The 25049-nt window shown below is 58.6% G+C and carries 18 protein-coding genes; 5 read left to right on the top strand and 13 right to left on the bottom strand.

Features of this window, described 5'->3' with window-relative positions:
* Positions 1 to 8: 8 nt before the first annotated feature.
* From BLR20_RS03530 to BLR20_RS03500, 7 genes are all read right to left on the bottom strand, one after another.
* A complete protein-coding gene (locus BLR20_RS03530) occupies positions 9 to 860 on the bottom strand; it encodes a transporter substrate-binding domain-containing protein (RefSeq protein ID WP_003416527.1) in 852 nt (283 codons plus the stop codon).
* Positions 861 to 1250: 390 nt separating this feature from the next.
* The gene (locus tag BLR20_RS28020; RefSeq protein ID WP_010429551.1) at positions 1251 to 1610 is read right to left on the bottom strand and encodes a hypothetical protein; all 360 of its coding nucleotides are present in this window, start codon (positions 1608 to 1610) and stop codon (positions 1251 to 1253) included.
* A gap of 48 nt (positions 1611 to 1658) precedes the next feature.
* Positions 1659 to 2102 carry a hemerythrin domain-containing protein gene (locus BLR20_RS03520; protein ID WP_003369485.1) on the bottom strand — a complete coding sequence of 148 codons (444 nt, stop codon included), beginning with the start codon at positions 2100 to 2102 and terminating at the stop codon, positions 1659 to 1661.
* Between the two features lie 115 nt (positions 2103 to 2217).
* Positions 2218 to 2643, bottom strand: coding sequence for a DUF3830 family protein (locus BLR20_RS03515; RefSeq protein ID WP_054993658.1), 426 nt, complete (start codon positions 2641 to 2643; stop codon positions 2218 to 2220).
* A 70-nt stretch (positions 2644 to 2713) separates the two neighbouring features.
* Positions 2714 to 3337 carry a glutathione S-transferase family protein gene (locus tag BLR20_RS03510; protein WP_010429543.1) on the bottom strand — a complete coding sequence of 208 codons (624 nt, stop codon included), beginning with the start codon at positions 3335 to 3337 and terminating at the stop codon, positions 2714 to 2716.
* 30 nt (positions 3338 to 3367) lie between these two features.
* On the bottom strand, positions 3368 to 3913 hold the full coding sequence (locus BLR20_RS03505; protein ID WP_054993684.1) for a GNAT family N-acetyltransferase: 546 nt from the start codon (positions 3911 to 3913) through the stop codon (positions 3368 to 3370).
* 108 nt (positions 3914 to 4021) lie between these two features.
* Complete coding sequence (locus BLR20_RS03500) at positions 4022 to 4723, bottom strand: DUF3053 domain-containing protein (protein ID WP_010429537.1); 702 nt, start codon at positions 4721 to 4723, stop codon at positions 4022 to 4024.
* A gap of 885 nt (positions 4724 to 5608) precedes the next feature.
* Here BLR20_RS03500 and BLR20_RS03485 point away from each other — a divergent pair.
* Together BLR20_RS03485 and BLR20_RS03480 are read left to right on the top strand one after the other, a co-directional pair.
* Positions 5609 to 6445, top strand: coding sequence for an LPS biosynthesis protein (locus BLR20_RS03485; protein WP_025990881.1), 837 nt, complete (start codon positions 5609 to 5611; stop codon positions 6443 to 6445).
* A gap of 335 nt (positions 6446 to 6780) precedes the next feature.
* Positions 6781 to 8370 (top strand): ABC-F family ATPase, encoded by a 1590-nt coding sequence (locus BLR20_RS03480; protein WP_025990880.1) that lies wholly within the window; start codon positions 6781 to 6783, stop codon positions 8368 to 8370.
* Between the two features lie 63 nt (positions 8371 to 8433).
* On the opposite strand, the gene BLR20_RS03475 is transcribed toward BLR20_RS03480, so the two are convergent.
* Positions 8434 to 9567 (bottom strand): lactonase family protein, encoded by a 1134-nt coding sequence (locus tag BLR20_RS03475; RefSeq protein WP_054993660.1) that lies wholly within the window; start codon positions 9565 to 9567, stop codon positions 8434 to 8436.
* A 164-nt stretch (positions 9568 to 9731) separates the two neighbouring features.
* Between BLR20_RS03475 and BLR20_RS03470 the strand changes: the two genes are divergently transcribed.
* Together BLR20_RS03470 and BLR20_RS03465 are read left to right on the top strand one after the other, a co-directional pair.
* Positions 9732 to 10916: an MFS transporter gene (locus BLR20_RS03470; RefSeq protein ID WP_054993661.1), complete on the top strand. Its 1185-nt coding sequence runs from the start codon at positions 9732 to 9734 to the stop codon at positions 10914 to 10916.
* 257 nt (positions 10917 to 11173) lie between these two features.
* Positions 11174 to 13900, top strand: coding sequence for an autotransporter family protein (locus BLR20_RS03465; RefSeq protein ID WP_054993662.1), 2727 nt, complete (start codon positions 11174 to 11176; stop codon positions 13898 to 13900).
* A 30-nt stretch (positions 13901 to 13930) separates the two neighbouring features.
* Here the strand turns inward: BLR20_RS03465 and glgB are convergent, their stop codons facing one another.
* The 3 genes from glgB to BLR20_RS03450 are packed head-to-tail and all read right to left on the bottom strand — an operon-like array spanning position 13931 to position 21517.
* A complete protein-coding gene (gene glgB / locus BLR20_RS03460) occupies positions 13931 to 16156 on the bottom strand; it encodes a 1,4-alpha-glucan branching protein GlgB (RefSeq protein WP_054993663.1) in 2226 nt (741 codons plus the stop codon).
* Positions 16153 to 19479 carry a maltose alpha-D-glucosyltransferase gene (gene treS, locus BLR20_RS03455; RefSeq protein ID WP_054993664.1) on the bottom strand — a complete coding sequence of 1109 codons (3327 nt, stop codon included), beginning with the start codon at positions 19477 to 19479 and terminating at the stop codon, positions 16153 to 16155. Before treS ends, glgB begins: the two co-directional genes overlap by 4 nt.
* 19 nt (positions 19480 to 19498) lie before the next feature.
* Positions 19499 to 21517 (bottom strand): alpha-1,4-glucan--maltose-1-phosphate maltosyltransferase, encoded by a 2019-nt coding sequence (locus BLR20_RS03450; protein ID WP_032614017.1) that lies wholly within the window; start codon positions 21515 to 21517, stop codon positions 19499 to 19501.
* A gap of 294 nt (positions 21518 to 21811) precedes the next feature.
* Between BLR20_RS03450 and BLR20_RS03445 the strand changes: the two genes are divergently transcribed.
* Positions 21812 to 21970 carry a hypothetical protein gene (locus BLR20_RS03445; RefSeq protein ID WP_074594387.1) on the top strand — a complete coding sequence of 53 codons (159 nt, stop codon included), beginning with the start codon at positions 21812 to 21814 and terminating at the stop codon, positions 21968 to 21970.
* A 48-nt stretch (positions 21971 to 22018) separates the two neighbouring features.
* On the opposite strand, the gene BLR20_RS03440 is transcribed toward BLR20_RS03445, so the two are convergent.
* The gene (locus tag BLR20_RS03440) at positions 22019 to 22765 is read right to left on the bottom strand and encodes an SDR family oxidoreductase (protein ID WP_054993665.1); all 747 of its coding nucleotides are present in this window, start codon (positions 22763 to 22765) and stop codon (positions 22019 to 22021) included.
* A gap of 110 nt (positions 22766 to 22875) precedes the next feature.
* Positions 22876 to 24987 carry a putative bifunctional diguanylate cyclase/phosphodiesterase gene (locus tag BLR20_RS03435; protein WP_054993666.1) on the bottom strand — a complete coding sequence of 704 codons (2112 nt, stop codon included), beginning with the start codon at positions 24985 to 24987 and terminating at the stop codon, positions 22876 to 22878.
* Positions 24988 to 25049 lie beyond the last annotated feature (62 nt).

Below are 25049 nucleotides of genomic sequence, written 5' to 3'. Positions count from 1 at the left end.
GAGTGGACTTATTTGTATTCCATCGGAAAACCGATCGCAGGCACCGGCAGATCGACACCGAACCATTGCTTGAAAGACGCCGCGTAAGCCGGGAACTCGACACCGGTCATGGCTTCATGCAACGCGGTGTTGACGAAGTTCAGCCAGTCCTGATCGCCACGCTTGACCGCGCAGGCATAGGTTTGCGGGCTCCAGGCAAAGGCAGGCGAACGGTAGCGGCCAGGGTTCTGCACCATCAGGTACTTGACCGAGGACTGATCGGTGGCCGCTGTATCGGCACGCCCGGAGTTGATCGCCTGGTACATCAGGTCGACGCTGTCGTACTGGTCGACCTTGGCTTTTGGCAGTGCCTGATGCACCAGTTCCTCGGCGTACACGTTTTGCAGTACGGCAACGGTCACATCGTCACCCGCCGCCTTCAGGTCGTCGATTTCCTTGTACTTGCTATTGGCAGGTAACAGCAGGGCCACACCCTCGCGGTAATACGGCAGGGTAAATGCCACCTGCTGTGCGCGGCTGGCGGTAACGGTGATGAACTGGCAGCTGATATCGACCTTGTCGGTCAGCAGGTTGGGAATACGCGCATCCGAGGACTGCACGACAAATTCCACCTTGCTCGGGTCATTGAACAGGCCCTTGGCGATGATTCTGCCAATGTCGATATCGAAGCCCTGCAACTTGCCGTCCGCGCCCTGGAAGTGCCACGGGGCATTGGTACTGCCCGTCCCTACCACCAGATTTCCACGTTTCAATACTGCATCCAGCTTACTGCCTTCGGCTGCCTGCACCGTATTGGCCAGCATGAATGAGGCTGAAAGAACAAAGGCACAAGCTTTCACAAAGGAAGGTCCGCGATGCATGACTTAAACTCCGCCGAAGTATTCGTTATTCCGCTATAGCGGATACAGGTATGTAACAACGGAATAGTTAGCAGAAAGTGTGCCACAGAGGACATGCGGAGAACAGCACATGAAAAAACCGAGGCAAATCAACAGACTGGAATTCAGGCTTGAAGAACAGAAGTGAAGAAAAATTACGGGGATAATGCTACTGATCGTCACACTCGAGTGGTCAGGCCCCACTCTTGTGCGCGCGCGCAGTTATTGGGCGTGCCGTATTGACTTGGACAAAGCGGATGGATGGGCGCAAAAAACCAGCAGGCACTTGGACGCAGAGCGTCCGGAACGGCGTTCCCACGCCGGAGCGTGGCAACGAGAAGCGTCCGGGAGCGTGCGCGGCGGGGAACAGACTTAAAGACAGGTCGCGATGGCCGCAGAGCGCAAAGCGGCCTGGGCATCGCCTTGCGGGGCATAGAACTCAACGGCAGTGGTCGGACCTTTGCCGCGCACGTCGGCGAAATAGGTCGATTCGGTGGTAAACACAGTGAAGCCGCCGCCTGACAGGTCATGCAGAAATACGTCAGAAGACGTGCCGAACATGGCTTCGTTCTGCCAGGTCACCTGAATGCACTGGGCCACAGCCGCATCCTGCTTGGCGCTCGACAGGACCTTGTAGGGTCCTGCGGCACGTGCGGAACTGGAAGGCGCTGCACACCCGGTCAATACCGTTGCAGCAATCACCGTCGCGCTCGTCAGAAACAGAAACTTCATGTCATGTCTTCGCTGATAAAAAGTCGATTCTAACACTGCACCGCGCTATCAACCTTCAGCCAATTGCTCTTCGTATTCCTTTACGTATTCGCCAGCAAGGCTCTGTTTCTGCTTTTCGTCGAGCAATTTGCCCGCCATCTGGAAGAACTTCTGCTCTTCTTCCTTCAGGTGGTGGTGCACTTTTTCCGACAGCTTTTTCGCGGTAGCCAGCCAGGCCGGGCTCGACATCTCGGTTTCATCGAGCTCTTCCATCATCTCGTCCATCTCGTGATGCTCGGAAATGGCGTGACGGCTCAGGTCCACGCCGTTGTCGTGGGCCATCAGAGGGATGTAGAAAAACCGTTCCTCGGCCGTTTCGTGGGCCTGCAGTTCTTCCTTGAGCTGTTTGTAGGCCTTCTCGCGTTCAGCGCTGTCGCCACTGGTCTGGATCAGGGCATCAGCGTAGCTGCGTTGACGGTCATGGCTTTCGCGCAGGGCTTCGAAAATATTCAAGGTCATGTCTCCAGGTCGGCTTCCGGGAGCTGGAAGCATCGTGGACTAGACCCCTGGCGAAGATCAGCAGTTCCAACAAATACGGGCAAATGCCTATCGTGCAATGGCCACAGGCTCAAGCCAGCTCGAAAACCACGTCCTGAGCGCCTTCCCAGAGCGTCTTCACGCCCAGTTTGCGCAGGTTTTCCTTACCCTGGGTAATGGTCAGAAAATGGTTGCCCGCCAACTGCCCCATCTTGCTGGCGAAACAGCACGAGCCGTAGGCAAGGATAATCTCGGTTTCGCTGTAACCGCCCGGATAGAAAAGAATGTCGCCCACCGAAGGATGGCTGGTTGCGTTCTCGAAGCCGATCAATGTGTCATCCAGCTTCAGCTGATAATCATCCAGCGGCACCCAGCAGCCCTCTCCGCTCCAGCGCACATGGATGAATTTCTGCCGATAGGGCAGCAGCTTGAGAAACGCCTCCACCGTTTGCGGTGCATCCGAATGGGTTTCGGCGAGAAACTCGTATCCGCCCGCGGTAATTTTGATGCTGGTCACTTCGACGACTCCTTAACAGGCAACAGGACTCACAATGGTGCCCAAGGATAAACGCGAGCCCGACAAGCCGTCACGGAGTTCCGTTGCGCCCGTACAGGAGGTAGCCGGAACGGTGGCTCAGGCGTTCGTAATACGCATTGACGGCGGGCAGATCAGGATGCTCGAGAGGCGTCTCAAACCAGCGATTGACTGAAAGACCGATGGGGATATCAGCCAGGGTAAAACGCTCGCCGCATACATAGGCGCCGGTCTTTTCCAGCTGCCTGTCGAGTATCTGCATATGCCTGGCCCACTGAGCACAGGACGCGGCTATGGCGGCAGGGTCCTGATGTTCGGTCGAGCGCCGCACCAGTGACATGAAGGCATAACTCCATGATCGGTTCAGATCCGAGCCTTGCCAGTCGATCCACTGATCGGTCTGCGCCCTGCCACGTGGATCCAGCGGATAAACGGAGTCGCCAGCATAACGGTTGGCCAGATAGCGAACGATGCTGTTGGACTCCCAAAGTACGAAGTCATCATCGACGATAACCGGCACCATGGCATTCGGGTTGAGCGCGACAAACTCATCCGTGTCCGCAGGTTTGAAGCCTGACCCCCAGTCTTCCTGAGTAAAGGGTATCTTCAGTTCCTCACACGTCCAGAGTACTTTTCGTACGTTGATCGATGAGGTCTTGCCCAGTATGCGCAGCATTCAGCGTCCTTGTTGCACAGCAACGTCGTGTCAGTCAGTAGTCATCAGCGGTTTGGCAAACAGGTGGTTCTCATGTGTCTCGCCCTGAAACAAATAGTGCGGCGTACCTTTCAGCTCATAGCCTTGACGAGGGTAAAACGCCAGCGCGCGCGTGTTGCCAACCCAGACCGTCGCCCATAATAGCGAGGCGTGAGCAATTGTTGCACGCTGTTCGGCGGCTTCAAGTAACAGCCGCCCCGCTCCACGCCCTGTGAAACGCTCCTGCACATAAAGGCGTTGCAACTCGGCAGCGGTCGATACACCGAGCATTGCGTGGTCTGTGCGCAATGCAACCTGAGCAAAACCAATCAAATGCCCTTGCGACTCCGCCACGACGATGAACGTTGTCGGTTCGATGAGCAATTGCGTAAAGTTCACAGGCGAAAAGGCCTCCAGCGCCTCGCGGGCGATGGATTGTCGAATGCCCTGCGTTGCGTAGGTGTCGAGAAAAACCTGCGTGCCGAGCGCCGCGAGGCATAACGCATCAGCAGAGGAAGCATCACGCAGGGTAATGGTCATTGAAGGAGGGGTGATCATCAGGCGGTTGATTCTCGGCATCAGGCAGACAGATGGCCGAATCATACCTGAGACAAGGACCGGCCCGGCACAGGGCCGGGCCGGCACTTCAGGTGCAGCTGCTCGATATCAGCGGCCGGTCATCAGCGATTGCAGTTTGGACTGGGCTTGTTGAGCATTCTTGCCCTGCTCGTTCAGCTCTTGCAGCAGTTTGTTGAGCTCGGTCTGGACCACAGGATCCTTGACGGTGATCGTCGAACCGGAGATATCGATCTGCGATTTGTGCGCGTCCACATAATCGGCAACCTTCAGGCCACTGGAAAAGGTGCCCTTTATCTGCGGCAGCACTTCGCGGAAGGTGTTGGCGGGTACGCTGACAGTCCGGTCGTAGGCCTTGTCGTAAACCACCTTCAAGTCTTCCGGCTGCTTGAGTTTCGCGCGTGCGGCGTCCGCCTTGCCCTGCTCGATGGTCAGCTTCTCGCCCACTTCATCAAGGCCCGTCTGCACGGCAGCCAGGTCGGCGCGGCGTTGAATGACATCGCTTACCGAATGAAAAGAACCTTTCTGCATCAAGCCGGCGAGCGGCTGTACCGCCGAGTCCATACCCGCGCCGAAGTCGGAGATGACCGCATAGTGCGAGGTGTAATCACCAAAGGCTTTCTTCTCATCATCTGTCAGCTTGGGAACATGCACGCCTGGCTTGTCGACAATTCGGGTTTGCAGAAACTGAGTGAACGCAGTGCGCTGCTCGGGCTCCTTGTCTCCGCAGCCAGCCAGGAACAGGGGTAAAGCGACAGCCAGCAACAAAGCTGGACGGAAAAGGGACTTCATGTCAGTAACCTCCGGGATCATGAGAATGCACATTCACAGGCCACGCCTGCTGAACGCGAGCGTGCTTATAGTCTCGTCATGGCGTCATCTAGTTCCGCGACGGCGCTGAAGATACTTTTCGGCCTGCCGTAACCTGGCAACGTCAGCGCTCGATCCGAATGGTTCTGCGGAGCAAAACCGGGGGTCTGCGCGAAACCGTGACGGGATCTGCCCGGCACACCGCTCGCTCTGAAAGCCGCTTCGAGAAAGTTCCTTAACATTTCTTCATGAGGTGAAACGTTTCAGCGGCTAGTCTTCAACGGACCGACACAGTGACAACAGGAGTCAATCACTATGTTTGCACACGAAGGCCTGGGTCTGATCCTTGTCTCCATCGTCTTTCTGCTTGGAGCGATTGCGATGTTCATCCACCCTTTCCATGCATTGGGAAGCTGGTTCAGGAGGAAAAAGCAGGAAAGGAAATCCGACTAACCGTCAACACGCACCAGAAATGGCAGGCCCGGTAATCACCGGGCCTTGCAGAACAAGCCTCCAGTGACTGCCTTCGCCCACCTCGCCCCAAGCAAATGTATCGCCCTGATACCTGTTTCCGAGCTTGCTGCTGCGCATCTGATTTACCGGAGCTTTTGCCGTGAACAGGATCAAATCCGGCTGCCAGCAAACAGTGGCCAATCAATATTATATCAATATCACCTATCTGAGCTTACATCCGAAAACCATCTAGCGAGAAGCACACTCCGGGAAGCAGGCGCCTCACTCTGTAGCTATTTGTGTCCAGTGTGATACTCTTTTTAAACCCTTTGATATTGAATTAATGGCAACTAGCCAATAATATTGCGCGCACAATTCCCCAACTAATTCGCCACTAGTGCTTACAGGGTAGTCATGACTGGTCAATCAATTAATTCGACACGCCATCTACGTAACTCTGTTGACGAGCACACCCCCGCACCGACGCACGTGCTTGATTTCGGAAAATGCAGGGGCACCCGAAAAGGACCGGTCTTCCTGATCGGCTCGGGAAAATCAGCCAGGGATTTCCCGATCAAAGAGTTCTCGCACATCCCCATGATCACCATGAACGGCGCGTTCTCGATGTTCGCAGACACGAACATAAAACCGTTGTTCTACGTGTGCTCCGACAGGGATTTCCCCAACCAGCAGCCTGAGCTATTCGCCGCTGCCATGCGCTCCAGCGAAAATGTAGGCCTCTGGGAAGATCAGTTTCACGGCGACATTCCCAGACCCTCAGGAAGCGCTTATGCATTGAAGAAATCGGCGAGACTGTCGACAGTTGCCGCACTCTGCTCGCGAGAAGATGCACTGGTCAGGAAACTCTCGTTATGGAGTAGCCGAAGCAGGGATATCGGCTTCAGCAAGAATCTGGAACTTGGTTTTTTCGACGCCAGAACTGTCATGTACCTGGCTCTGCAATTGTCCTATCACCTTGGTTTCAGCCAGGTATTTCTGGTCGGCTTCGATATGAATCAGTCCGTGGGCCGATTCTATGAATCATCTAGCGACAAGTGCTCACCCTGTGGTCTGGACCAGCATTACGAATCGAGAATTCTGCCCTCGCTGGAGCTGATGTCGAAACAGGTCGTCGGGAGTGACTTCCAGGTATTCAATGTGTCCGACAGCTCGCGAGTGCCGCACGAGGTCATTCCCAAGTTGAGCCTTGATGAAGTTCGACATAAAGTCAGCGACGCGCTTCAGCGATAGTATTCAAAGGATTGCGCAGCTACACGCTGCGAAGGGCGCTGAAAAACAAGTGCCAGCCCTGCCCCGCCCCGTTAAACTCGGCAATCCTCTGCCGTCCACCATGTCACTGCCGCCCGACCTATGCGACAATGCGCGCCAATGTCTGGCGTGAACCCCCACATTCATATCCCGGCAACGCAGTCGTGGCAGGCTGCAGTTGCTGTAGACGTATGCCCGTTGGTTCAGCTCATGCTCGGACGGAGCGGACTGAACAGCTTCGGTGGGGTTCTGAACACCACACCCGCTGACGCCAGCGCCCCCCCGGTTATTGCCCAAGTTATTGATAGGTAAAGTAATTGATCTCCACAGCTAACATCACGATGCAGTTCGGCCCCAAACCCTTGTTCGAGAATGTCTCGGTCAAGTTTGGCGCTGGTAACCGTTACGGCCTGATTGGCGCGAACGGCTGCGGCAAGTCCACGTTCATGAAAATCCTCGGTGGCGACCTCGAGCCCTCGGGTGGGCAGGTGATGCTGGAACCGAACGTGCGTCTGGGTAAGCTGCGCCAGGATCAATTCGCCTATGAAGAGTTCACGGTGCTCGACACCGTCATCATGGGTCACGAAGAGCTGTGGAAGGTCAAGGCCGAGCGCGATCGCATCTATTCGCTGCCGGAAATGAGTGAAGATGACGGCATGGCCGTTGCCGAACTGGAAACCGAGTTTGCGGAAATGGACGGCTATACCGCCGAATCCCGCGCGGGTGAATTGCTGCTGGGTCTGGGCATCGGCATCGAACAGCACAACGGTCCGATGAGCGAAGTATCGCCGGGCTGGAAGCTGCGCGTTCTGCTGGCGCAGGCACTGTTCTCCGATCCGGAAGTGCTGCTGCTCGACGAACCGACCAACCACCTGGACATCAACACCATTCGCTGGCTGGAAAACATCCTGACACAGCGTAACAGCCTGATGATCATCATCTCCCACGACCGTCACTTCCTGAACAGCGTGTGCACGCACATGGCCGACCTGGATTACGGCGAGTTGCGTCTGTTCCCGGGCAACTATGACGAGTACATGACCGTGGCGACCCAGTCGCGCGAGCAGTTGCTGTCCGACAACGCCAAGAAGAAAGCTCAGATTTCCGAACTGCAATCGTTCGTCAGCCGCTTCTCGGCCAACGCCTCGAAAGCCAAGCAGGCCACTTCCCGAGCCAAGGCGATCGACAAGATCCAGCTGGCCGAGGTCAAGCCATCCAGCCGTGTCAGCCCGTTCATTCGTTTCGAGCAGACCAAGAAGCTGCACCGTCAGGCGGTCATCGTCGATCGCATGGCCAAAGGCTTCGACGGCAAGACCCTGTTCAAGGACTTCAGCTTCCAGGTCGAAGCCGGCGAACGTGTGGCCATCATCGGCCCGAACGGCATCGGCAAGACCACCCTGCTGCGCACCCTGGTCAACGAGTTGCAACCGGATGCAGGCACGGTCAAGTGGACCGATGCAGCGGAAATCGGCTACTACGCTCAGGACCACGCCCACGATTTCGAGGATGACTCCACCCTGTTCGACTGGATGGGTCAGTGGACCCAGGGCGGCGAGCAAATCGTGCGTGGCACCCTGGGCCGCATGCTGTTCTCCAACGACGAGATCCTCAAGTCGGTGAAGGTGATTTCCGGTGGTGAACAGGGCCGTATGCTGTTCGGCAAGCTGATCCTGCAAAAGCCCAACGTGCTGGTGATGGACGAACCGACCAACCACCTGGACATGGAATCCATCGAATCGCTGAACCTGGCGCTGGAAAACTATCCAGGCACACTGATCTTCGTCAGTCACGACCGCGAGTTCGTGTCATCGCTGGCGACCCGCATCATCGAACTCAGCCCAAGCGGTGTGATCGACTTCAGCGGCACTTATGACGATTACCTGCGCAGCCAGGGCGTTTCGTTCTAAGCCTTTCAGCCAGCGATAGCAAAAAGCCCTGTCTTGTGACAGGGCTTTTTATTTTCAGAACGCTTATTCGCTCGGCTGGCTGAGCACTTCAATCCACAACGCACCCTTGCCCGAGGGCGCTTCGCTGACCCGTTGCAAGGCTCCCTTCTCGCCGATGGCGTAACTGCCGACCTTGTCGCTTTTCTCGCCACTTACCAGCAACCAGCGCCCGTTGGGCGACACCGCGATGTTGCGCGGCTGCTTTTCCTGAACGGGGTAATTTTCAACGAACGTCACCTTGCCACTGGCGGGGTCAACCTTGAACACCGACACGCTGCTGGTGGTGCGCTCGCTGATGAACAGCCATTTGCCGTTCGGCGCGATGCGAATATCCGCGGCCCAGATACGCGGCGTCGGATCATCCTTGAGATCGTTGTTGCGCGCATCGCGGGCCTGTCCCGGTGCCAGCTTCAAGCGCTTGGGAATACCGTCTGCCTGACTGATCTGCTTCAACGCACCGGTTTTCTGATTGATCGCGAAGGCCGTGACGGTGCCACTCATTTCACCGACGACATACAGAAACTTGCCGTCGGACGAGAATGCCAGGTGACGCGGACCGGTATTGCCGGGAACGGCGACATAGCCCTCGCCGATGGGGACAAGCTTGCCGTCCTTGGGCTCCAGGCGGTATTGCAGCACACGATCGACTCCCAGGTTGCCGGCGTACACAAACCGGTTGCTCGGATCGGTGCGTACCGAATGCGCGTGCATGCCGGTCTTGTAAGTCTGAATGCTGTCGCTGGGGCGGTGCTGCGCATCGATGGGCTGGACGCTGAGCAAGTCGGCACCATAGGACGCGCCGAACAGGAAGCGTCCGCTGCGATCAGTAGACAGGTAAGCCAGACTCTCGGCCAGCGGTGCTTGGCTCAGCGGTTTGAGGTGTCCTGTTCCAGGCTCGATGCTGAAACTCAGCACTTGATACGGCTTGGCACGCAACGCCGCGAATAGCGCCTTGCCATCCGGCGTGATGGCCATCGGATTGACCTGATCGCCCGCTTTGGTTTGCTCGACCAGGCTGAGCGCTCCGCTTTTTTCATCCAGACGGTATTGGGAGATGAGCCCGTCGGTGGGGCTGGAAATGTAGGCGAAGGTGGCTGCCTGGGCACTCAGGCCGAATGAACAACTGACTGCGGCGGCCAGCAACAGGATATTTTTCATGACGAACCTTTTTATTATTGTGATGTGATCAGTCATCCTATGACCATATCCTCACAACGGCAACTGTCTGATAAGCAGCCCGCATAATACCGTTAGCCTGCTTTCATTTATCCACGACGCACGCCATGATGAGGCACTCCCACCGCCTGCCAGCGAAGAGCCCAATGCCTGCCGCACGTCCCGGTTCCATGACGATTACTCTGCAGATCGTCTCCATCGTCTTTTACACGTTCATTGCCTTCCTGTGCATCGGCCTGCCTATTGCGGTATTGCCCGGCTATGTTCATGACCAGCTGGGTTTCAGCCCGTTGATTGCCGGCCTGACCATCGCCTCGCAGTACCTCGCCACCCTGCTCAGCCGACCTTTCGCCGGCCGTGCGACAGATACACTGGGCAGCAAGCGCTCTATTGTGTTCGGACTGTGGGGCATCGTCATCAGCGGCAGCATGACCTTGCTGGCAACACTGCTGCACGAGTTTGCCACGCTGAGCCTGTCGATTCTCATCGTCGCACGGCTGTTCCTTGGCGTCTCTCAGGGGCTTATCGGGGTCGGCACCATCAGTTGGTGCATCGGCAAGGTCGGCCCGGAACACACTGCCCGCTCAATCTCGTGGAACGGTATTGCGTCCTATGGTGCGATTGCCATCGGTGCACCGCTGGGCGTGGTGGTCATCGACAGCATTGGCTTCAACAGCCTGGGTGTCGCCCTGATGGTAATGGCGGGTCTGGCACTGAGGCTGATTCGCAACAAGCCGTCGGTACCCATCATTGTCGGTGAGCGCCTGCCCTACTGGTCGGTATTCGGCCGGATCGCACCCTATGGTCTGGGACTGACGCTATCGTCGATCGGCTATGGGACGCTGACCACCTTCATCACCCTGTTCTATCTGAATCGTGGCTGGGAAGGCGCAGCCTATTGCCTGAGCATGTTTGGTGTGTGCTTTATCCTCGCCCGTCTGCTGTTCATCGGCGCCATCAATCGGCTGGGCGGCTACAACGCAGCCATTGTGTGCATGGCGGTAGAAATCTGCGGGCTACTGATGCTCTGGCTCTCGCCGAGCAGCGCCGTTGCCCTTGCAGGGGCCGGACTGACCGGCGTTGGGCTGTCGCTGGTCTACCCTGCACTCGGCGTGGAGGCCATAAAGCGCGTGCCTACCCCCAGCCGCGGCGCGGGTCTGAGCGCCTACGCGGTGTTCTTCGATCTGGCACTGGCAATCGCAGGTCCTGTGATGGGCGCAATTGCCCTGGGCCAGGGCTATGACTGGATATTTTTCTACGCTGCCCTGCTGTCGGTTTGCGCGCTGGCCCTGACAATCTGGCTGTCTCGGCGTGCCGCTGCAGCAGAATGAATCGGCCTCGACAGTGACTTTCCTGCATAAGCTTTTCGCTTGTAGTTCCAATAGTTAGTAGATAAAGCTGAAATTACGCCATCGGTCGGTCAACTTCTTGACGCAACCGGCAACGACTTCTTGACTTGATACTGCGAGCCTCGAAACAGGCTTGCGAAGTGATCGACACCCATCTTGGCGTGACGTCGCTTTGCGTAGCAGTCTGGCGCCTCGGTCCCTCTCGATTGCCCCCCTGCTGCCTGGCCGGGAGAGCTGTGATGAAAATCCGTCGTGTTCATCAGTACCAGACCTGCAACGTGCTGCCCGTGGTGATACTGGCAATAATCCCTTCCTGGGCCGAAGGTGCCTGCACACTTTCCTCCCTGGCAGCGGCGGGTGTTCAGGTCTGTGATAGCGGCAGCAGCGGGCCTTTTAGCGCCCTGAGTGGCGACCACGTGCTGATATTTCCGGTGGGCGGGACGGGCACCGTATCCGGCAATATCCTTTTTGGTCCGGGAATGGACAGCGTGGACATGCAGTCGGGGCGCATTCTGGGCAGCGTGACCCAAGGAGCCGGGATCGACCGCTTCACACTTTTTGCGGGTCAGGTCAGCGGCGATCTGAACCAGGGCGATGATCCCGACGATTTTGTCATGAGTGGTGGCACGCTGGGCTCCCTGGCCCAGGGCGATGGGCGGGATACCTTTCTGATGACGGGTGGCACCATCACTCGCGCGTTCGAGGATGGCGACGTGGCGGTGATGACCGCTGGCAGCATCGGTCGCGTGGACATGAAGCTGGACAACAATGTATTCGAGATGTCCGGTGGCACAATCATCAACAACCTGGTCACCGGCTTTGGCAGGGACACGATCACCCTGTCGGGCGGCCTTGTTGGCGGCAATGTCAGTGTCAGTGGCGGCGACGACCGGATCACCCTAAGTGGCGGTGAGATTAGTGGCGAAGTTCGTACCAGCGTTGGCAGTGACAGCTTCAACTGGCTGAACGGCGGTTATGCACGCAGCAACGTGTTGATGGCGGACGGCAACGATACGGCAGTTCTGTACAACCTGAGCGAATACTACCTGAGCGCCAACCCGCTGCTCGACGGCGGCCCGGGCAACGACGTGTTGACCTTCGACAACACCGCATCGTCGCAGCCGGGTCGCTATGCCAACTGGGAAACAGTCAACGTGAGCAATGGCTCGCAGCTGAATCTGGCCGGCACGCTGGTGCTCGGCGACAACGTGAGTGACACCGGCGTTCTGAACATCGATTCCACCAGCACGCTGCTCTCGACCTCGGGCAGTATTGTGCCCTTCAGCGCCGGATCCCTTGCCTCACTGGAGAATGCCGGAACGCTGGACCTGAGCGATGCAGGCCGTTCACTCACTGGCACATTGACGGTGGCCGGCAATTACACCGGCCAGAACGGGCGACTGCTGTTGCTCTCGGCGCTGGGCGACGATGCATCTGCCAGCAACCGACTGGTGGTGACACAAGGACGTATTAGTGGGTCTACGCGCATGTTGGTCAGCAACGCGGGTGGCCTCGGCGCCCTGACCCGTGGCAATGGCATCGAAGTGGTGCAAGCCATCAACGGCGCAACCAGCGACAACACGGCCTTTTCGTTACAAAATCCGCTGTCGGCAGGTGCTTATCAGTACTACCTGTTCAAGGGCGGTGCCACTGCCGGCTCTGAGAACAGCTGGTTTCTGCGCTCTGCGGTGATCGCTCCGCCAACACCAGCGCCGCCCCCTGTCGAGCCCGCCCCCGAACCTGCACAGCCAACTCCACTGCCCACACCTGTTCCTGTCCCCGAACCTACACCTACACCTACACCTACACCTACACCTACACCTACACCTACACCACAGCCTGCGCCTGATCCCGAACCTGAGCCAACGCCGCAGCCTGTCCCTGTCCCGCCCCAAAACCCTGAGCCCGAGCCGACCAACCCCGCCCCTGTCCTGCCAGCAGCCACACTGCCAGTGCCCGCAATCGGAACCCCGCCGCTGCCGGAACCCGTTCGCGGAGCCGCGCCCATCGCGCTGTACCGACCCGAGGTCGCCAATTACTCCGTCGTGGCACCGACTGCTGCGGTCCTGGCCCTGAGTTCACTGGGCGCCTTTCATGAGCGCCAGGGTGATCAAGCCTTGTTGACGCAAAACGGCACGACGCCGGCAGGTTGGGCACGCGTGTTCGGCAGTGACTTCAGGCAACGCTGGTCCGGAGATGTGAGCCCGGGCCTGGACGCTTCATTCAAGGGTTATCAGATAGGCCATGACGTGTATGCCTGGCAACAGGACAACGGGCAGACTCAGCGTGTCGGCCTGTTCGTGGCGCATAACCGTCTGGACGGCAAGTTGAAGGGGTTTGCAGAGGGCTTCAGCGACTACCAGACAGGGCGTCTGAAACTGGAGGGCGAGAGCCTGGGCGCCTACTGGACGCTGACTACACCGAGTGGCGGATACGTCGACGCAGTAGCGATGGGCACACGCCTGGATGGCCGCAGTCGCTCTGTCAGGGGCATCGGTGTCGACACTGAAGGCCATGTGATGAGCCTGTCTGTCGAGGCAGGGTACGCGCTGCCGCTCTCACAGCGCTGGGTTGCAGAGCCTCAGGTACAGATCATCTATCAACGCGTAGACCTGCAGGATCAGGATGACGGCATTGCCCGTCTCGGATTCGACAGTCAGGCTTACACCACAGGGCGCATCGGCATGCGCTTCAAGGGACGCTATCAATTGAGCAGCGTACCGATAGAACCTTATCTGCGCGCCAATCTCTGGCACACCAAAGACGGCCATGACACGCTGACCTTCGATCACGCAGAGCAGATAAGAACCGCGCATCGATCAACGACGGGCAGTATTGGCGCAGGGATGATAGCGACATTGAGCAGCAACGCCAGTCTGTACTGGAGCGCTGATTACCTCAGTGATCTGGACGAGCATGGAACGGAGGGAGTGAACACCAGCCTGGGGTTCAGGCTGGTGTGGTAATGCGACCGTTGGCGCGGGGACGCGCCTTGATCAGTCTTTCTTCGGCTTGAAGATCAGCACCGCGAGTGGTGGCAGATTCAGCACCAGCGAATCCTCCATCCCATGCGCCGGCGCGGCTTCAGTCAGGACCTCGCCACCGTTGCCAAAGTTGGAGCCTGCGTAGGTTTCTGCGTCACTGTTCAACAGCTCCGTCCAGGCACCTCGCATCGGCGCGCCGAGACGGTAGTCCAGGCGCGGCACCGGAGTCATGTTGGCGACCACCAGCAACGGTTCGCCGTCTTTGCTCCAGCGCAGGTACGCAAACACGCTGTTGGCACTGTCATCGCCAACCAGCCACTGGAAGCCGGCAGGGTCTGCATCGCGCTCGTGCAGCGCCTTTTCCTCTCGATAGAGGCGGTTCAGGTCGCCGACCAGGTTCTTCACGCCCACGTGCTCGGCGTATTGCATCAAGTACCAGTCCAGTTCCCTGTCGTGATTCCACTCGCGCCATTGGCCGAATTCGCAGCCCATGAACAGCAGCTTCTTGCCTGGGTGCGTCCACATGAATGACAGATAGGCACGCAGGTTAGCGAATTTCTGCCAGCGGTCACCCGGCATCTTGTCGATCAGCGAATGTTTGCCGTGCACCACTTCGTCGTGGGAAATAGGCAGTACAAAACGCTCGGACCACGCATACACCAGACTGAAGCTCAGCTTGCCATGGTGATGCCCGCGGTTGATCGGGTCCTCTTCCATGTACTGCAGCGAGTCATGCATCCAGCCCATGTTCCACTTGTAGTTGAAGCCAAGCCCGCCCTGCTGGGTCGGCTCGCTGACACCCGGCCACGCGGTCGACTCTTCGGCAATCACCATGGTCCCGGGGGCTTCCAGCGCAACCACGTCGTTCAAGTGACGCAGAAAGTCGATAGCCTCAAGGTTTTCGCGGCCGCCATAGCGATTCGTCACCCATTCGCCGGCATTACGCGAATAGTCGCGGTACAGCATCGACGCCACCGCATCCACGCGCAGACCGTCGATGTGGAAATGCTTGAGCCAGTGCAGTGCCGAGGCCAGCATGAAGCCATGAACCTCGGTGCGTCCCAGGTTGTAGATCAGGGTGTTCCAGTCCTGATGGAAGCCTTCCTTGGGGTCAGCGTACTCATACAGACAAGTACCGTCGAATTGCGCCAGACCATGGGTATCGGTTGGAAAATGCGCCGGAACCCAGTCAAGAATGACGCCGATTTCAGCCCGGTGGCAGGCATCGACGAAGAACGCGAAATCTTCCGGCGAACCGTAACGGGCAGTTGGCGCGAACTGGGCCAGCAACTGATAGCCCCATGAACCACCGAACGGGTGCTCCATGATCGGCATCAACTCGATGTGCGTGAAGCCAAGTTCCTTGACGTAGGGAATCAGGCGGTCAGCCAGTTCACGCCAGTTGTACTGCCGCCATTGATTGTCGTCGACCTGCTCCATTTGCCAGGAGCCTGCGTGCAACTCGTAGATCGACAAGGGCGCGTTGACCTCGTGACGGCCTGCCCTTGATTGCAGCCACTCCTGGTCATTCCACTCGAATTGCAATGGCGCAGCGATCTTCGACGCGGTATCGGGCGGCAATGTGGTGGACAAGGCCATCGGATCGCTTTTCAGGGGCAGAATCCCGTGAGCACCGAGAATTTCGTACTTGTAGACCTCCCCGGGCTGCAGGCGCGGGACAAAAATTTCCCAGACGCCGGTCGGGTGGCGCATGCGCATCGGATGGCGACGGCCATCCCAACTGTTGAAGCTGCCAACCACAGAAACACGACGCGCATTGGGCGCCCAGACCGCAAAACGGACACCGTCCACGCCATCGACGCTGGTGACTTGCGCGCCCAGACAGCTGCTCAGGTCGCGATGATTACCCTCGGCAAACAGGTAGAGGTCCATCTCGCCCAGCAGCGGGCCAAAGCTGTAGGGGTCTTCGGTGATCTGTTCACCGCCGGCCCAGTTGATTTTCAGCAGGTAAGGCTGCGGGTGCTCGAGGTGACCGACGAAAAACCCCGGCACTTCGCTCATTTCCATCTCGCCCAGTTCGCGACCATCATCCCTGGCCAGCAGGCGGACACTCAAGGCAGCGGGCAGATAGGCGCGGACGTACTGCCCGCTGCCGCCATCGCCATGCGGGCCGAGGATAGAGAACGGGTCACGGTGTTCAGCACGGATCAGCGCGTCGAGGTCCACAGCAGCGGGAATCGCGCGGCGGCGCGTGCCGGTTTTGTCAGGCGCATTCATATTGACTCTCCATCAGACGGTTGCAGCAGCCCACGCAAGCCTTGCAAGGGAACGGCCAGCCAGGCTGGACGGTTCTCGGCTTCGTAGATCACTTCATAAGCAGCTTTTTCAAGGGTGAATAGCTCGAGTGCAGCGTCCTCCCCTTTTGCATCTTTCCAGGCATGGGCCATGCCGGTGGTCGCCGAGCGATAACCCTCGATGAAGGTTTCTCGCGCTTGCGCCAGATAGGTATCAGCCACACGTTTGCGCGCGCCGGCTGCCTCGGGAGACGTGTCGACGCTCTGCGCACTGCGTACAGCCATGGCCGCAGCGTAATCGAAGGAGCGCAGAACACCGCTGACATCCTTGAACGGGCTGTGCTTGGCACGGCGCTCTTCAAGTGCGCGGGCCGGCTCACCCTCGAAATCGATCAGGTAGGCATCGCCCTTGACCACCAGTACTTGCCCCAGATGCAGATCGCCGTGCACACGAATGCGCAGGCCACCGGCCGAGCGCTTGGCCAGGCCCTCGATGCGCTGACGGATCTGCTTGCGCTGCGCGAGCAAGTCTTTGACCAGTTGCTGATCGTCCTGCTCCAGCTCGCCCATGCGCTGTTCCAGCAGCTGCAAGGCGCGCTCGAGCTGAGCGTTGACGCTGGCTCCGGAGGCCTTGCTGTCCTGGCTGCTGGTGACTTCAACGGCAAAATCCGCATTGTCGGTGGGCGACGCGAGGATCTGATGCATCTCACCCAGGCGCTGGCCAAGACTGCGCGAAAAGTCCGCGAGTTCGAGCAACGCGTTGTAATGCTGTTCCTGACCGGAAACACCATGGGCCAGCTCGTCACGTACTGCACGCTCGAGATTGTTCTGGGTCCACTCCCACGCATCACCCTGATTGCTCAGATACCCCTGGGCGATCATCAGCAGACTGGACTGGCCGTCCTTGCCGACACGTACCAGTGAGCCCAGCAGCGGAGAAATGTTCTTGAAGCCGGCATGGGTCAGGAATGCCCCCATTTCCAGCTCTGGGTGCGTCCCGGCGCTGACTTTGCGAATCAGCTTGAGCACCAGACTGCTGCCGACCACCACCGAACTGTTCGATTGCTCGGCAGACAGGTAGCGCACTTCCGACTCGGCGGTCAGGCCAAGGGGGGCCAGCTGCGAGCTTTGCTCGAAGCGCAACTCGCCGTCGGCACAGGGGATGACCGTGTCCGACTGCATGCCCTGAATCACTGCACGGATGAAGGTTTCCAGGGTGAATGCGTCAGTGATCAACCCGACATCGCGGCTGCGACGCACTCGGGCCAGTGCCAGCTGCTGCGGCAATGCACTGCTGATGTCGTCTTCGGCCAGCAAGCCGAACGGCAATTGATAGCGATCGGTCTGGCCGCCTGCGGTGACTTCGATTTCGCTGAGCAATACCGGGTGCGCTTCATCGCCGAAGCGCACGGCGTAGGCAATGCTGACCTTCTCGATCGCCTTGTCCTTGCCCGCGAACCAGCGCCGCTTGGGCAGGTAGACCGCCAGCGAGGTGTTTTCCATGGTGCTGCGCAGTGGCTCTTCGAGCAACTCTTCCAGACGCTTCTTGAGCACCAGAGTCGGGAAGTCCGGCATGCTCTGCGCGGGTTCAACGTGCCAACTGGGCATTTGATTCTCCGAAGCCAGTAAAAACCAGTAAAAACCGTACGGCGGCAGTGTCAGCAGGTAGCTTAACTGGCCGATGGGCGGGAAAGCGCTGCCGCCGAGCATTTCCACCGGCACCGTGCCTGCATAGGCAGACAACTCAAGCTCTGCAGCTTGGGCGGCGCTGGAAACGTTGGCGACACACAACACCACTTCACTGTGTCCGTCAGGTGCTGTGTATTCGCGGGTATAGGCAAGAATGCGGCGGTTCGATGGCGAAAGCATTTTCAGCGTGCCACGCCCGAATGCCTTCTGCTGTTTGCGCACGGCGAGCATGCGCCGGTTCCAGTTCAGCAGCGAATGCGGGTCGCGTTCCTGGATTTCGACGTTGACCGACTGAAAGCCATACATCGGGTCCATGATCGGTGGCAACACCAGACTGGCCGGGTCGGCGCGAGAAAAGCCGCCGTTGCGGTCAATCGACCATTGCATGGGCGTGCGCACACCGTCCCGGTCGCCCAGGTAGATGTTATCGCCCATGCCGATCTCGTCGCCGTAATACAGCGTCGGTGTGCCGGGCATCGACAGCAGCATGCTGTTCAGCAGCTCGACCCTGCGACGATCGCGATCCACCAAGGGCGCCAGGCGCCGACGGATGCCCAGGTTGATACGTGCGCGGCGGTCGGCTGCGTAGTAATTCCACAGATAGTCACGCTCACGATCGGTGACCATTTCCAGGGTCAGTTCATCGTGGTTGCGCAGGAAAATCGCCCATTGGCAGTTCTCCGGAATTTCCGGCGTCTGCCGCAAAATATCGGTGATCGGAAAACGATCTTCCTGGGCCAGTGCCATGTACATGCGTGGCATCAACGGAAAGTGAAAAGCCATGTGGCATTCATCGCCATCCGGGCCTTTGCTGTCACCAAAATACAGCTGGGTGTCTTCCGGCCATTGATTGGCCTCGGCCAGCAGCATGCGGTCCGGATAGTTCGCGTCGATCTCGGCACGAATGCGCTTGAGCACCTGATGGGTTTCCGGCAGGTTCTCGTTGTTGGTGCCGTCCCGCTCGATGAGGTACGGAATGGCATCCAGACGCAGACCGTCGATGCCCAGATCCAGCCAGAAGCGCATGACTTCGAGGACCGCATCCAGCACGTGCGGGTTGTCGAAATTCAGGTCCGGCTGGTGAGAGTAGAAACGGTGCCAGAAGTACTGGCCGGCAACCGGGTCCCAGGTCCAGTTGGACGTCTCGGTATCGAGAAAGATGATCCGTGTACCGTCGTACTTCTGATCAGTGTCCGACCACACATAGAAATCCCGCGCCTTGGAACCGGGCTTGGCATTGCGGGCTTTCTGGAACCACGGGTGCTGGTCGGAAGTATGATTGATGACCAGTTCGCTGATCACTCGCAGGCCACGCTTGTGAGCCTGGGCGATGAAACGCTTGGCATCGGCCATGGTGCCGTAGTCGCTGTGCACATCGCGGTATTCGGAAATATCGTAGCCATCGTCCCGGCGCGGCGACGGATAAAACGGCAACAACCAGATGGTGTTGACGCCCAGCGCGGCAATGTAGTCGAGCTTTTCGATCAAGCCCGCAAAATCGCCGATTCCGTCGTTATTGGAATCAAAGAACGATTTCACGTGAACCTGATAAATCACCGCATCCTTGTACCAGAGCGGGTCTTTGATAAATGTCGCGTGACCGGGCTTTTTGGCCATTATTGACTCCTCGGGAGTGTTATTGCGCGGCCTGGATACGCCAGATTCCAAACGGTTGAGCTGGATCGAGACGCGTGTGCTGGTACTTGCCGTACCATGTCCAGCGGTGCCCGGTCATCAGGTCTTCACCCGACGTAGCGGCGTCATCCGGCAGGCCCATTTCCCACAGCGGCAACTCGAAATCCGCTTCCTGTGCGTTGTACGGGTCGAGGTTGACGGCAACCAGAATGAAGTTGCTGCCATCCGCCGAGCGCTTGCCGAAATACAGGATGTTGTCGTTCCACGCGTTGTACAGCTTCAGACCCAGGTGCGTTTGCAGCGCAGGGTTCTGCCGACGAATGCGGTTGAGTTGAGCAATCTCGGCGATGATGTTGCCCGGCGCCGCGTAATCGCGAACCCGAATCTCGTACTTCTCAGAGTCCAGATACTCTTCCTTGCCGGGAATCGGTGCCGCTTCGCAGAGCTCGAACCCCGAATACATACCCCACAGCCCGGACCCCATAGTGGCCAGTGCCGCCCGGATCAGAAAGCCGGGGCGACCGGACTCGTGCAGGAAGCGCGGATTGATGTCAGGCGTGTTGACGAAGAAATTCGGACGATAACAGTCGCGCCAAGGGACTTCATTGAGCTGGGTGAAATACTCGGACAGCTCCGCCTTGGTGTTGCGCCAGGTGAAATAGGTGTAGCTCTGGCTGTACCCGACTTTGCCCAGTCGCGCCATCATTGCCGGCTTGGTGAAGGCTTCGGCCAGGAACATCACCTCAGGGTGCTGACTGCGCACCTCGCCGATCATCCACTGCCAGAACGGAAGCGGCTTGGTGTGCGGGTTGTCGACGCGGAAGATTTTCACGCCCTCGTTGACCCAGCCCAGCACGATGTCGCGCAACTCCGTCCACAGGCCGGGGATGGCGTCTGGCGCGTAGAAGTCGACGTTAACAATGTCCTGATACTTCTTCGGAGGGTTTTCCGCATAACGGATCGTGCCGTCCGGACGCCACGAGAACCAGCCCGGATGCTGCTTGAGCCACGGGTGATCCTGGGAACACTGGATGGCGAAATCCAACGCGATTTCCAGACCATGATCGGCGGCAGCTTTTACCAGATTACGGAAATCTTCACGACTGCCCAGCTGCGGATGGATGGCTTCATGACCCCCATCCTCGCTGCCGATTGCATACGGGCTGCCCGGATCATCAGGGCCTGCGGTCAGAGAGTTGTTCGGCCCCTTGCGGTGGGCACGGCCGATAGGATGAATCGGCGGGAAATACAGCACGTCGAAGCCCATGTCGCGAATAATCGGCAGACGCGAGTGGACATCGTTGAACGTACCGTGGCGTGCCGGATCGTCGGTCATCGAACGGGGAAACAGCTCGTACCAACTGGCGAACTGCGCCAGCTCACGCTCGACATCCAGAGGGAACTCGACGCTGCGGCTGAGGAAGGCCTGATTGTCGGCCAGCTTCATCAGGCTGGCGGTTTCGCTGTGCAACAGCAGCGCGACCTTCTCGTCTTTATCGCCCTGCTCAAGCTGGCCCAGCAGACTTTCGATCTGCTGACGTTGCTCGTTCTGGCTGCGCTCGGCGGCGTGCACCAGATGAATGCGGCCCTCTTCCAGTTCCAGATCGACAGGAACGCCCGCGCCGAACTTCTTCTCCAGCTCATAACGATAGCTGCCGAACTGATCGATCCAGGCTTCGAGGCGAAACACATGACGGCTGACAGAGGTCGGGGTGAATTCACCGACCCAGCTGTCATTGCCCAGCTCGCGCATTGGCGCGCTGTGCCAGTGTTCTTCGTCGGCAGCACGCCAGCGGATATTGACCGCCATCTTGTCGTGCCCATCGGCATAGACCTTGCTGGTCACGGTAACCGGTTGCCCAATGATCGCCTTGGCCGCAAACAAGCCACCGTCAATCACCGGCAACGTGTCTTCAATCACGATGCGGGGTAATTGCAGCGCCTGGGTCAGTGACAGCGGAAGGGTTGCTTGCGGGACATCGGTGGCCAGGGAATCCGGACCGTATGGCTGTTCATTCATCGAGCATCACTCCTCACGCCCCAGGGACGCTCCTGTGCATTCCATGCAATGGAAAAATTGACGGTATGGCAGCGTACGATCGCACTGTGCTGGCGACTCGTCTATTTCCGCTGCCTAGGTTCCGAGCGGTCAACGAGGGTAAAGTTCAAAGGTTTTGAGGATGTTTACGGGTCGTGCCGAGAGATGGAGCAACGAAGGAGCGGGTCAACGGGGCAACTATCGCGGGAGGCAAATCAATTGAATCATCACCCATGCAGGGCGGTCGTAAACAGTGTCGACAAGGAGGCTGCAACCATGACCCTACCCAATCCGGTAGAAGTACCCGATCCAAACATTGATGACCCTGCCCTGCCCGAGCCAGTGCCCGAACAGGATCCGCCGCCATCCACGCCACCACCCAATGAAACGCCAGTCGGCGACCCGCCCGCCAATGCGCCACCGGTCACGGTGTGACGAGTCAGTAAGCGGGGTCTGAAGGCGCCTGCCCGACCATGGACGCCTTCAACGCCCTCCCGCCACATCGATGAACGTTCCTGTGGCGTAAGACGCATTGTCCGACAGCAACCAGAGAATGGCCTCGGCCACTTCTTCGGCGGTACCGCCACGGCCCATTGGCAATGCCCCCTCAAGCTTGCTGACGCGAAACGGATCGCCGCTCAAGGCGTGAAAGTCGGTGAAGATGAAGCCCGGACGTACCGCGTTGACGCGAACGTTTTCCGCTGCGACCTCTTTGGACAGGCCGATGGTGAAGGTGTCCAGCGCACCTTTCGATGCCGCATAGTCGACGTACTCACCTGCCGAGCCCAGGCGTGCCGCGAGTGACGATACGTTGACGATGCTGCCGCCGTGCCCTCCGTGAGCTGGCAACATGCGCAACAAGGCGTGTTTGCTGCACAGCATCGGGCCGACGACGTTGTTCATCATCATCTTCAACATGCGGAATTCCGACATGTCCTCGACTCTGGAAGCCTGCGCCAGGGTGCCCGCATTATTTACCAGATGGGTGACACGACCGAGTTCGGAGTCGACCCTGGCAAACAGCCGCATGATCTCGTCTTCGTTGCTGACGTCGGCCTGCACGGTGATCGCCTTGGCGCCCATCGCCCTCACCTGGCCTGCCGTCTTTTCGGCCGCGGCATGATCCGACAGGTAGTTGATGCAGATCCGATAACCCTGTGAGGCGGCCAGACGCGCTGTGGCAGCGCCGATACCGCGCGAACCACCGGTGATAATGAGGACTTTTTCCATGGAGTGTCTCGTTTTTTCAAAGGCCGACATCAGGATCCAGCCAACCCTCGCAGGTTAACCAGCCGGTTCGGATCGTGACAGCCTTTACCGTCCAGCGCCATCTGCACGCTTCAGAAAGCCGCTTGCCCGGTATCGGACGCATCCACTGCAGCTTTCGTTTCGGCGGCGCGGATTTCTTCGAGAAACTGCTGGGCTGGCAACGGATAACCCAGCAGAAAGCCTTGCAGCGAGTGGCATCCCAAGTGAGTCAGGAAGCGCTGCTGAACGGCGGTTTCGACGCCTTCGGCGACTATCCGCAGATTCAACGCCTGCCCTACCGCGACGATGGCCGAGACGATGGCGGCGTCGTCGGTGTCATGCTCAAGGTCGCGGACGAAGCCCCGATCAATCTTGATTTCATTGGCAGGCAGTCGCTTCAGGTACATCAGGCTGGAGTAACCGGTGCCAAAATCATCGATCGACAGGTCCACGCCCATTTCCGAAAGCCTTCTCAACACCGCCAGGCTGGCATCCGCATCATGCATGGCAGTGGTTTCGGTGATTTCCAGGGTCAGGCAGTTGGCCGGCAACTGGTGCCGGGCCAGTGTGTCGGCTACTGCCGTGACCAACCCGGAATGACAGAACTGCAAGGCCGACAGATTGACTGCAATGCGCCAGTGCGAGTACCCCTGCGTGTACCACTCACGCATTTGTCGACAGGCTTCGTCCAGTACCCACTCGCCGATCTGAATGATCAGGCCGGTTTTCTCCGCCATGGAAATGAACAGGTCGGGCCCCAGGATTCCCTGCTCCGGATGATTCCAGCGCAACAACGCTTCTGCGCCCACCGGCAGCCCGGTCATGGCGTCGAACTTGGGCTGGTAATAGATACAGAACTGCCGGTGCTTGATCGCCTTGTGCAAATCCTGCGACATCTGCAGCTGATTGCGGGCGTTACTGTTCATCGATGCATCGAAAAAGCTGTAGCCGTTCTTGCCGGCAGCCTTGGTGTGGTACATGGCCGCGTCGGCATTGATCAGAAGCTCATGCTGGGTGCTGCCATTGCCCGGGTACATGCAGATGCCGATGCTCAGGGAAATCTGCAACTGATGTTCGCCAATGTTGAACGGGTTGCCGACTTCGCTGACCTGTCGTCTGGCAACGGTCAATGCATCCTCGGGGTTTTGAAGCTCCACCAGCAGAACGAACTCATCGCCGCCGACTCTTGCCAGGGTGTCGCGTCGATGCAGGCTGTTGCGCAGACGCAAGGCGACCTGTCGTAACAGCAGGTCGCCAGTGTGATGGCCGAACGCATCATTGACTGGCTTGAAACCATCGAGGTCCATGAACATCAGCGCAAAGCAACCACCTGACTCAGTGGTCCTCTTCATCGCCTGATCGATGCGCTCCGTCAACAACGCCCGGTTTGGCAAGCCGGTCAGGTTGTCATGCAGGGCCAGGTGGGTCAGTTCCAGATTGGCTTCAGTCAGGGAATCGGCCAACACGGCGGTACGTGTTTCCAGGTGGGAATCGAGAATACAGCTGAACAGCGCAATCCCCAGAATCGACAGGCTGGTGACCAGCACCATCCTGTCCAGCCCGTTACTGCTCAGCCCCTGGGGCAGCGCACCGCAAAAGCTGCCATCGGCAAAATTCGCAGCGGCCATGCCGGTGTAATGCATGCCGATGACAGCCAGCCCCAGCAACAGCGCCGCCGAGGCGCGTAGCAGGTAGACCCTGGGGCGCTGCTGGCGAAGATGGAAGGCTATGCGCAATGCTGCCGCAGACGCAGCGATAGCAATGACCACAGAAAGCACGAACAGCCACGGCGTATATTGAATGCCAGGCTGCATGCGCATTGCAGCCATACCGGTGTAGTGCATGGCGCTGATGCCAAGCCCCAGCAACACCGCACCCAGGCTAAGTTGCAGCGCGGGCAATCGTGGCTGGGTGGTGAGCCACAGGGCGAACCCTGAAAAGCCGATGGAGATCAACAGCGAAAGCAGCACCAGTGGCACGTCGTAGCCCAGGTCGATGGGTAATACGAACGCCAGCATACCGATGAAATGTGTCGACCAGGTGCCAACGCCCATCGCGATAGCGCCGCCCGCAGTCCATAAGTGGACAGCACGGCCCCTGGCCGAAACGATGCGGCCAACCAGATCGAGGGCCGTATACGCGGCAAGAATAGCGACGAGGATCGACATGACGACGAGTGAAGGGATGTAGCTGCCAATCAACATAAACGCACCTGGAAACCAATGAGCGCGTCCATGCCGATCTTGTGCGGGTGATTGTACGCATT

Source organism: Pseudomonas congelans (assembly GCF_900103225.1).
GTDB classification, from domain to species: domain Bacteria; phylum Pseudomonadota; class Gammaproteobacteria; order Pseudomonadales; family Pseudomonadaceae; genus Aquipseudomonas; species Aquipseudomonas congelans.
Note: the sequence above shows the minus strand (reverse complement) of the source record. Positions and strands in the feature narration are given on the sequence as shown.

Excerpts from the sequence above, each read along its gene's own strand:
- BLR20_RS03470 (WP_054993661.1), top strand. The coding sequence starts at position 9,732 with ATGCCTGCCGCACGTCCCGGTTCCATGACGATTACTCTGCAGATCGTC.
- BLR20_RS03485 (WP_025990881.1), top strand. The coding sequence starts at position 5,609 with ATGACTGGTCAATCAATTAATTCGACACGCCATCTACGTAACTCTGTT.
- glgB (WP_054993663.1), bottom strand. The coding sequence starts at position 16,156 with ATGAATGCGCCTGACAAAACCGGCACGCGCCGCCGCGCGATTCCCGCT.
- BLR20_RS03500 (WP_010429537.1), bottom strand. The coding sequence starts at position 4,723 with ATGAAGTCCCTTTTCCGTCCAGCTTTGTTGCTGGCTGTCGCTTTACCC.
- BLR20_RS03475 (WP_054993660.1), bottom strand. The coding sequence starts at position 9,567 with ATGAAAAATATCCTGTTGCTGGCCGCCGCAGTCAGTTGTTCATTCGGC.
- BLR20_RS03530 (WP_003416527.1), bottom strand. The coding sequence starts at position 860 with ATGCATCGCGGACCTTCCTTTGTGAAAGCTTGTGCCTTTGTTCTTTCA.
- BLR20_RS03445 (WP_074594387.1), top strand. The coding sequence starts at position 21,812 with ATGACCCTACCCAATCCGGTAGAAGTACCCGATCCAAACATTGATGAC.
- BLR20_RS03450 (WP_032614017.1), bottom strand. The coding sequence starts at position 21,517 with ATGAATGAACAGCCATACGGTCCGGATTCCCTGGCCACCGATGTCCCG.
- BLR20_RS03440 (WP_054993665.1), bottom strand. The coding sequence starts at position 22,765 with ATGGAAAAAGTCCTCATTATCACCGGTGGTTCGCGCGGTATCGGCGCT.
- BLR20_RS03465 (WP_054993662.1), top strand. The coding sequence starts at position 11,174 with ATGAAAATCCGTCGTGTTCATCAGTACCAGACCTGCAACGTGCTGCCC.
- BLR20_RS03505 (WP_054993684.1), bottom strand. The coding sequence starts at position 3,913 with ATGATCACCCCTCCTTCAATGACCATTACCCTGCGTGATGCTTCCTCT.
- BLR20_RS03435 (WP_054993666.1), bottom strand. The coding sequence starts at position 24,987 with ATGTTGATTGGCAGCTACATCCCTTCACTCGTCGTCATGTCGATCCTC.
- BLR20_RS03510 (WP_010429543.1), bottom strand. The coding sequence starts at position 3,337 with ATGCTGCGCATACTGGGCAAGACCTCATCGATCAACGTACGAAAAGTA.
- treS (WP_054993664.1), bottom strand. The coding sequence starts at position 19,479 with ATGGCCAAAAAGCCCGGTCACGCGACATTTATCAAAGACCCGCTCTGG.
- BLR20_RS28020 (WP_010429551.1), bottom strand. The coding sequence starts at position 1,610 with ATGAAGTTTCTGTTTCTGACGAGCGCGACGGTGATTGCTGCAACGGTA.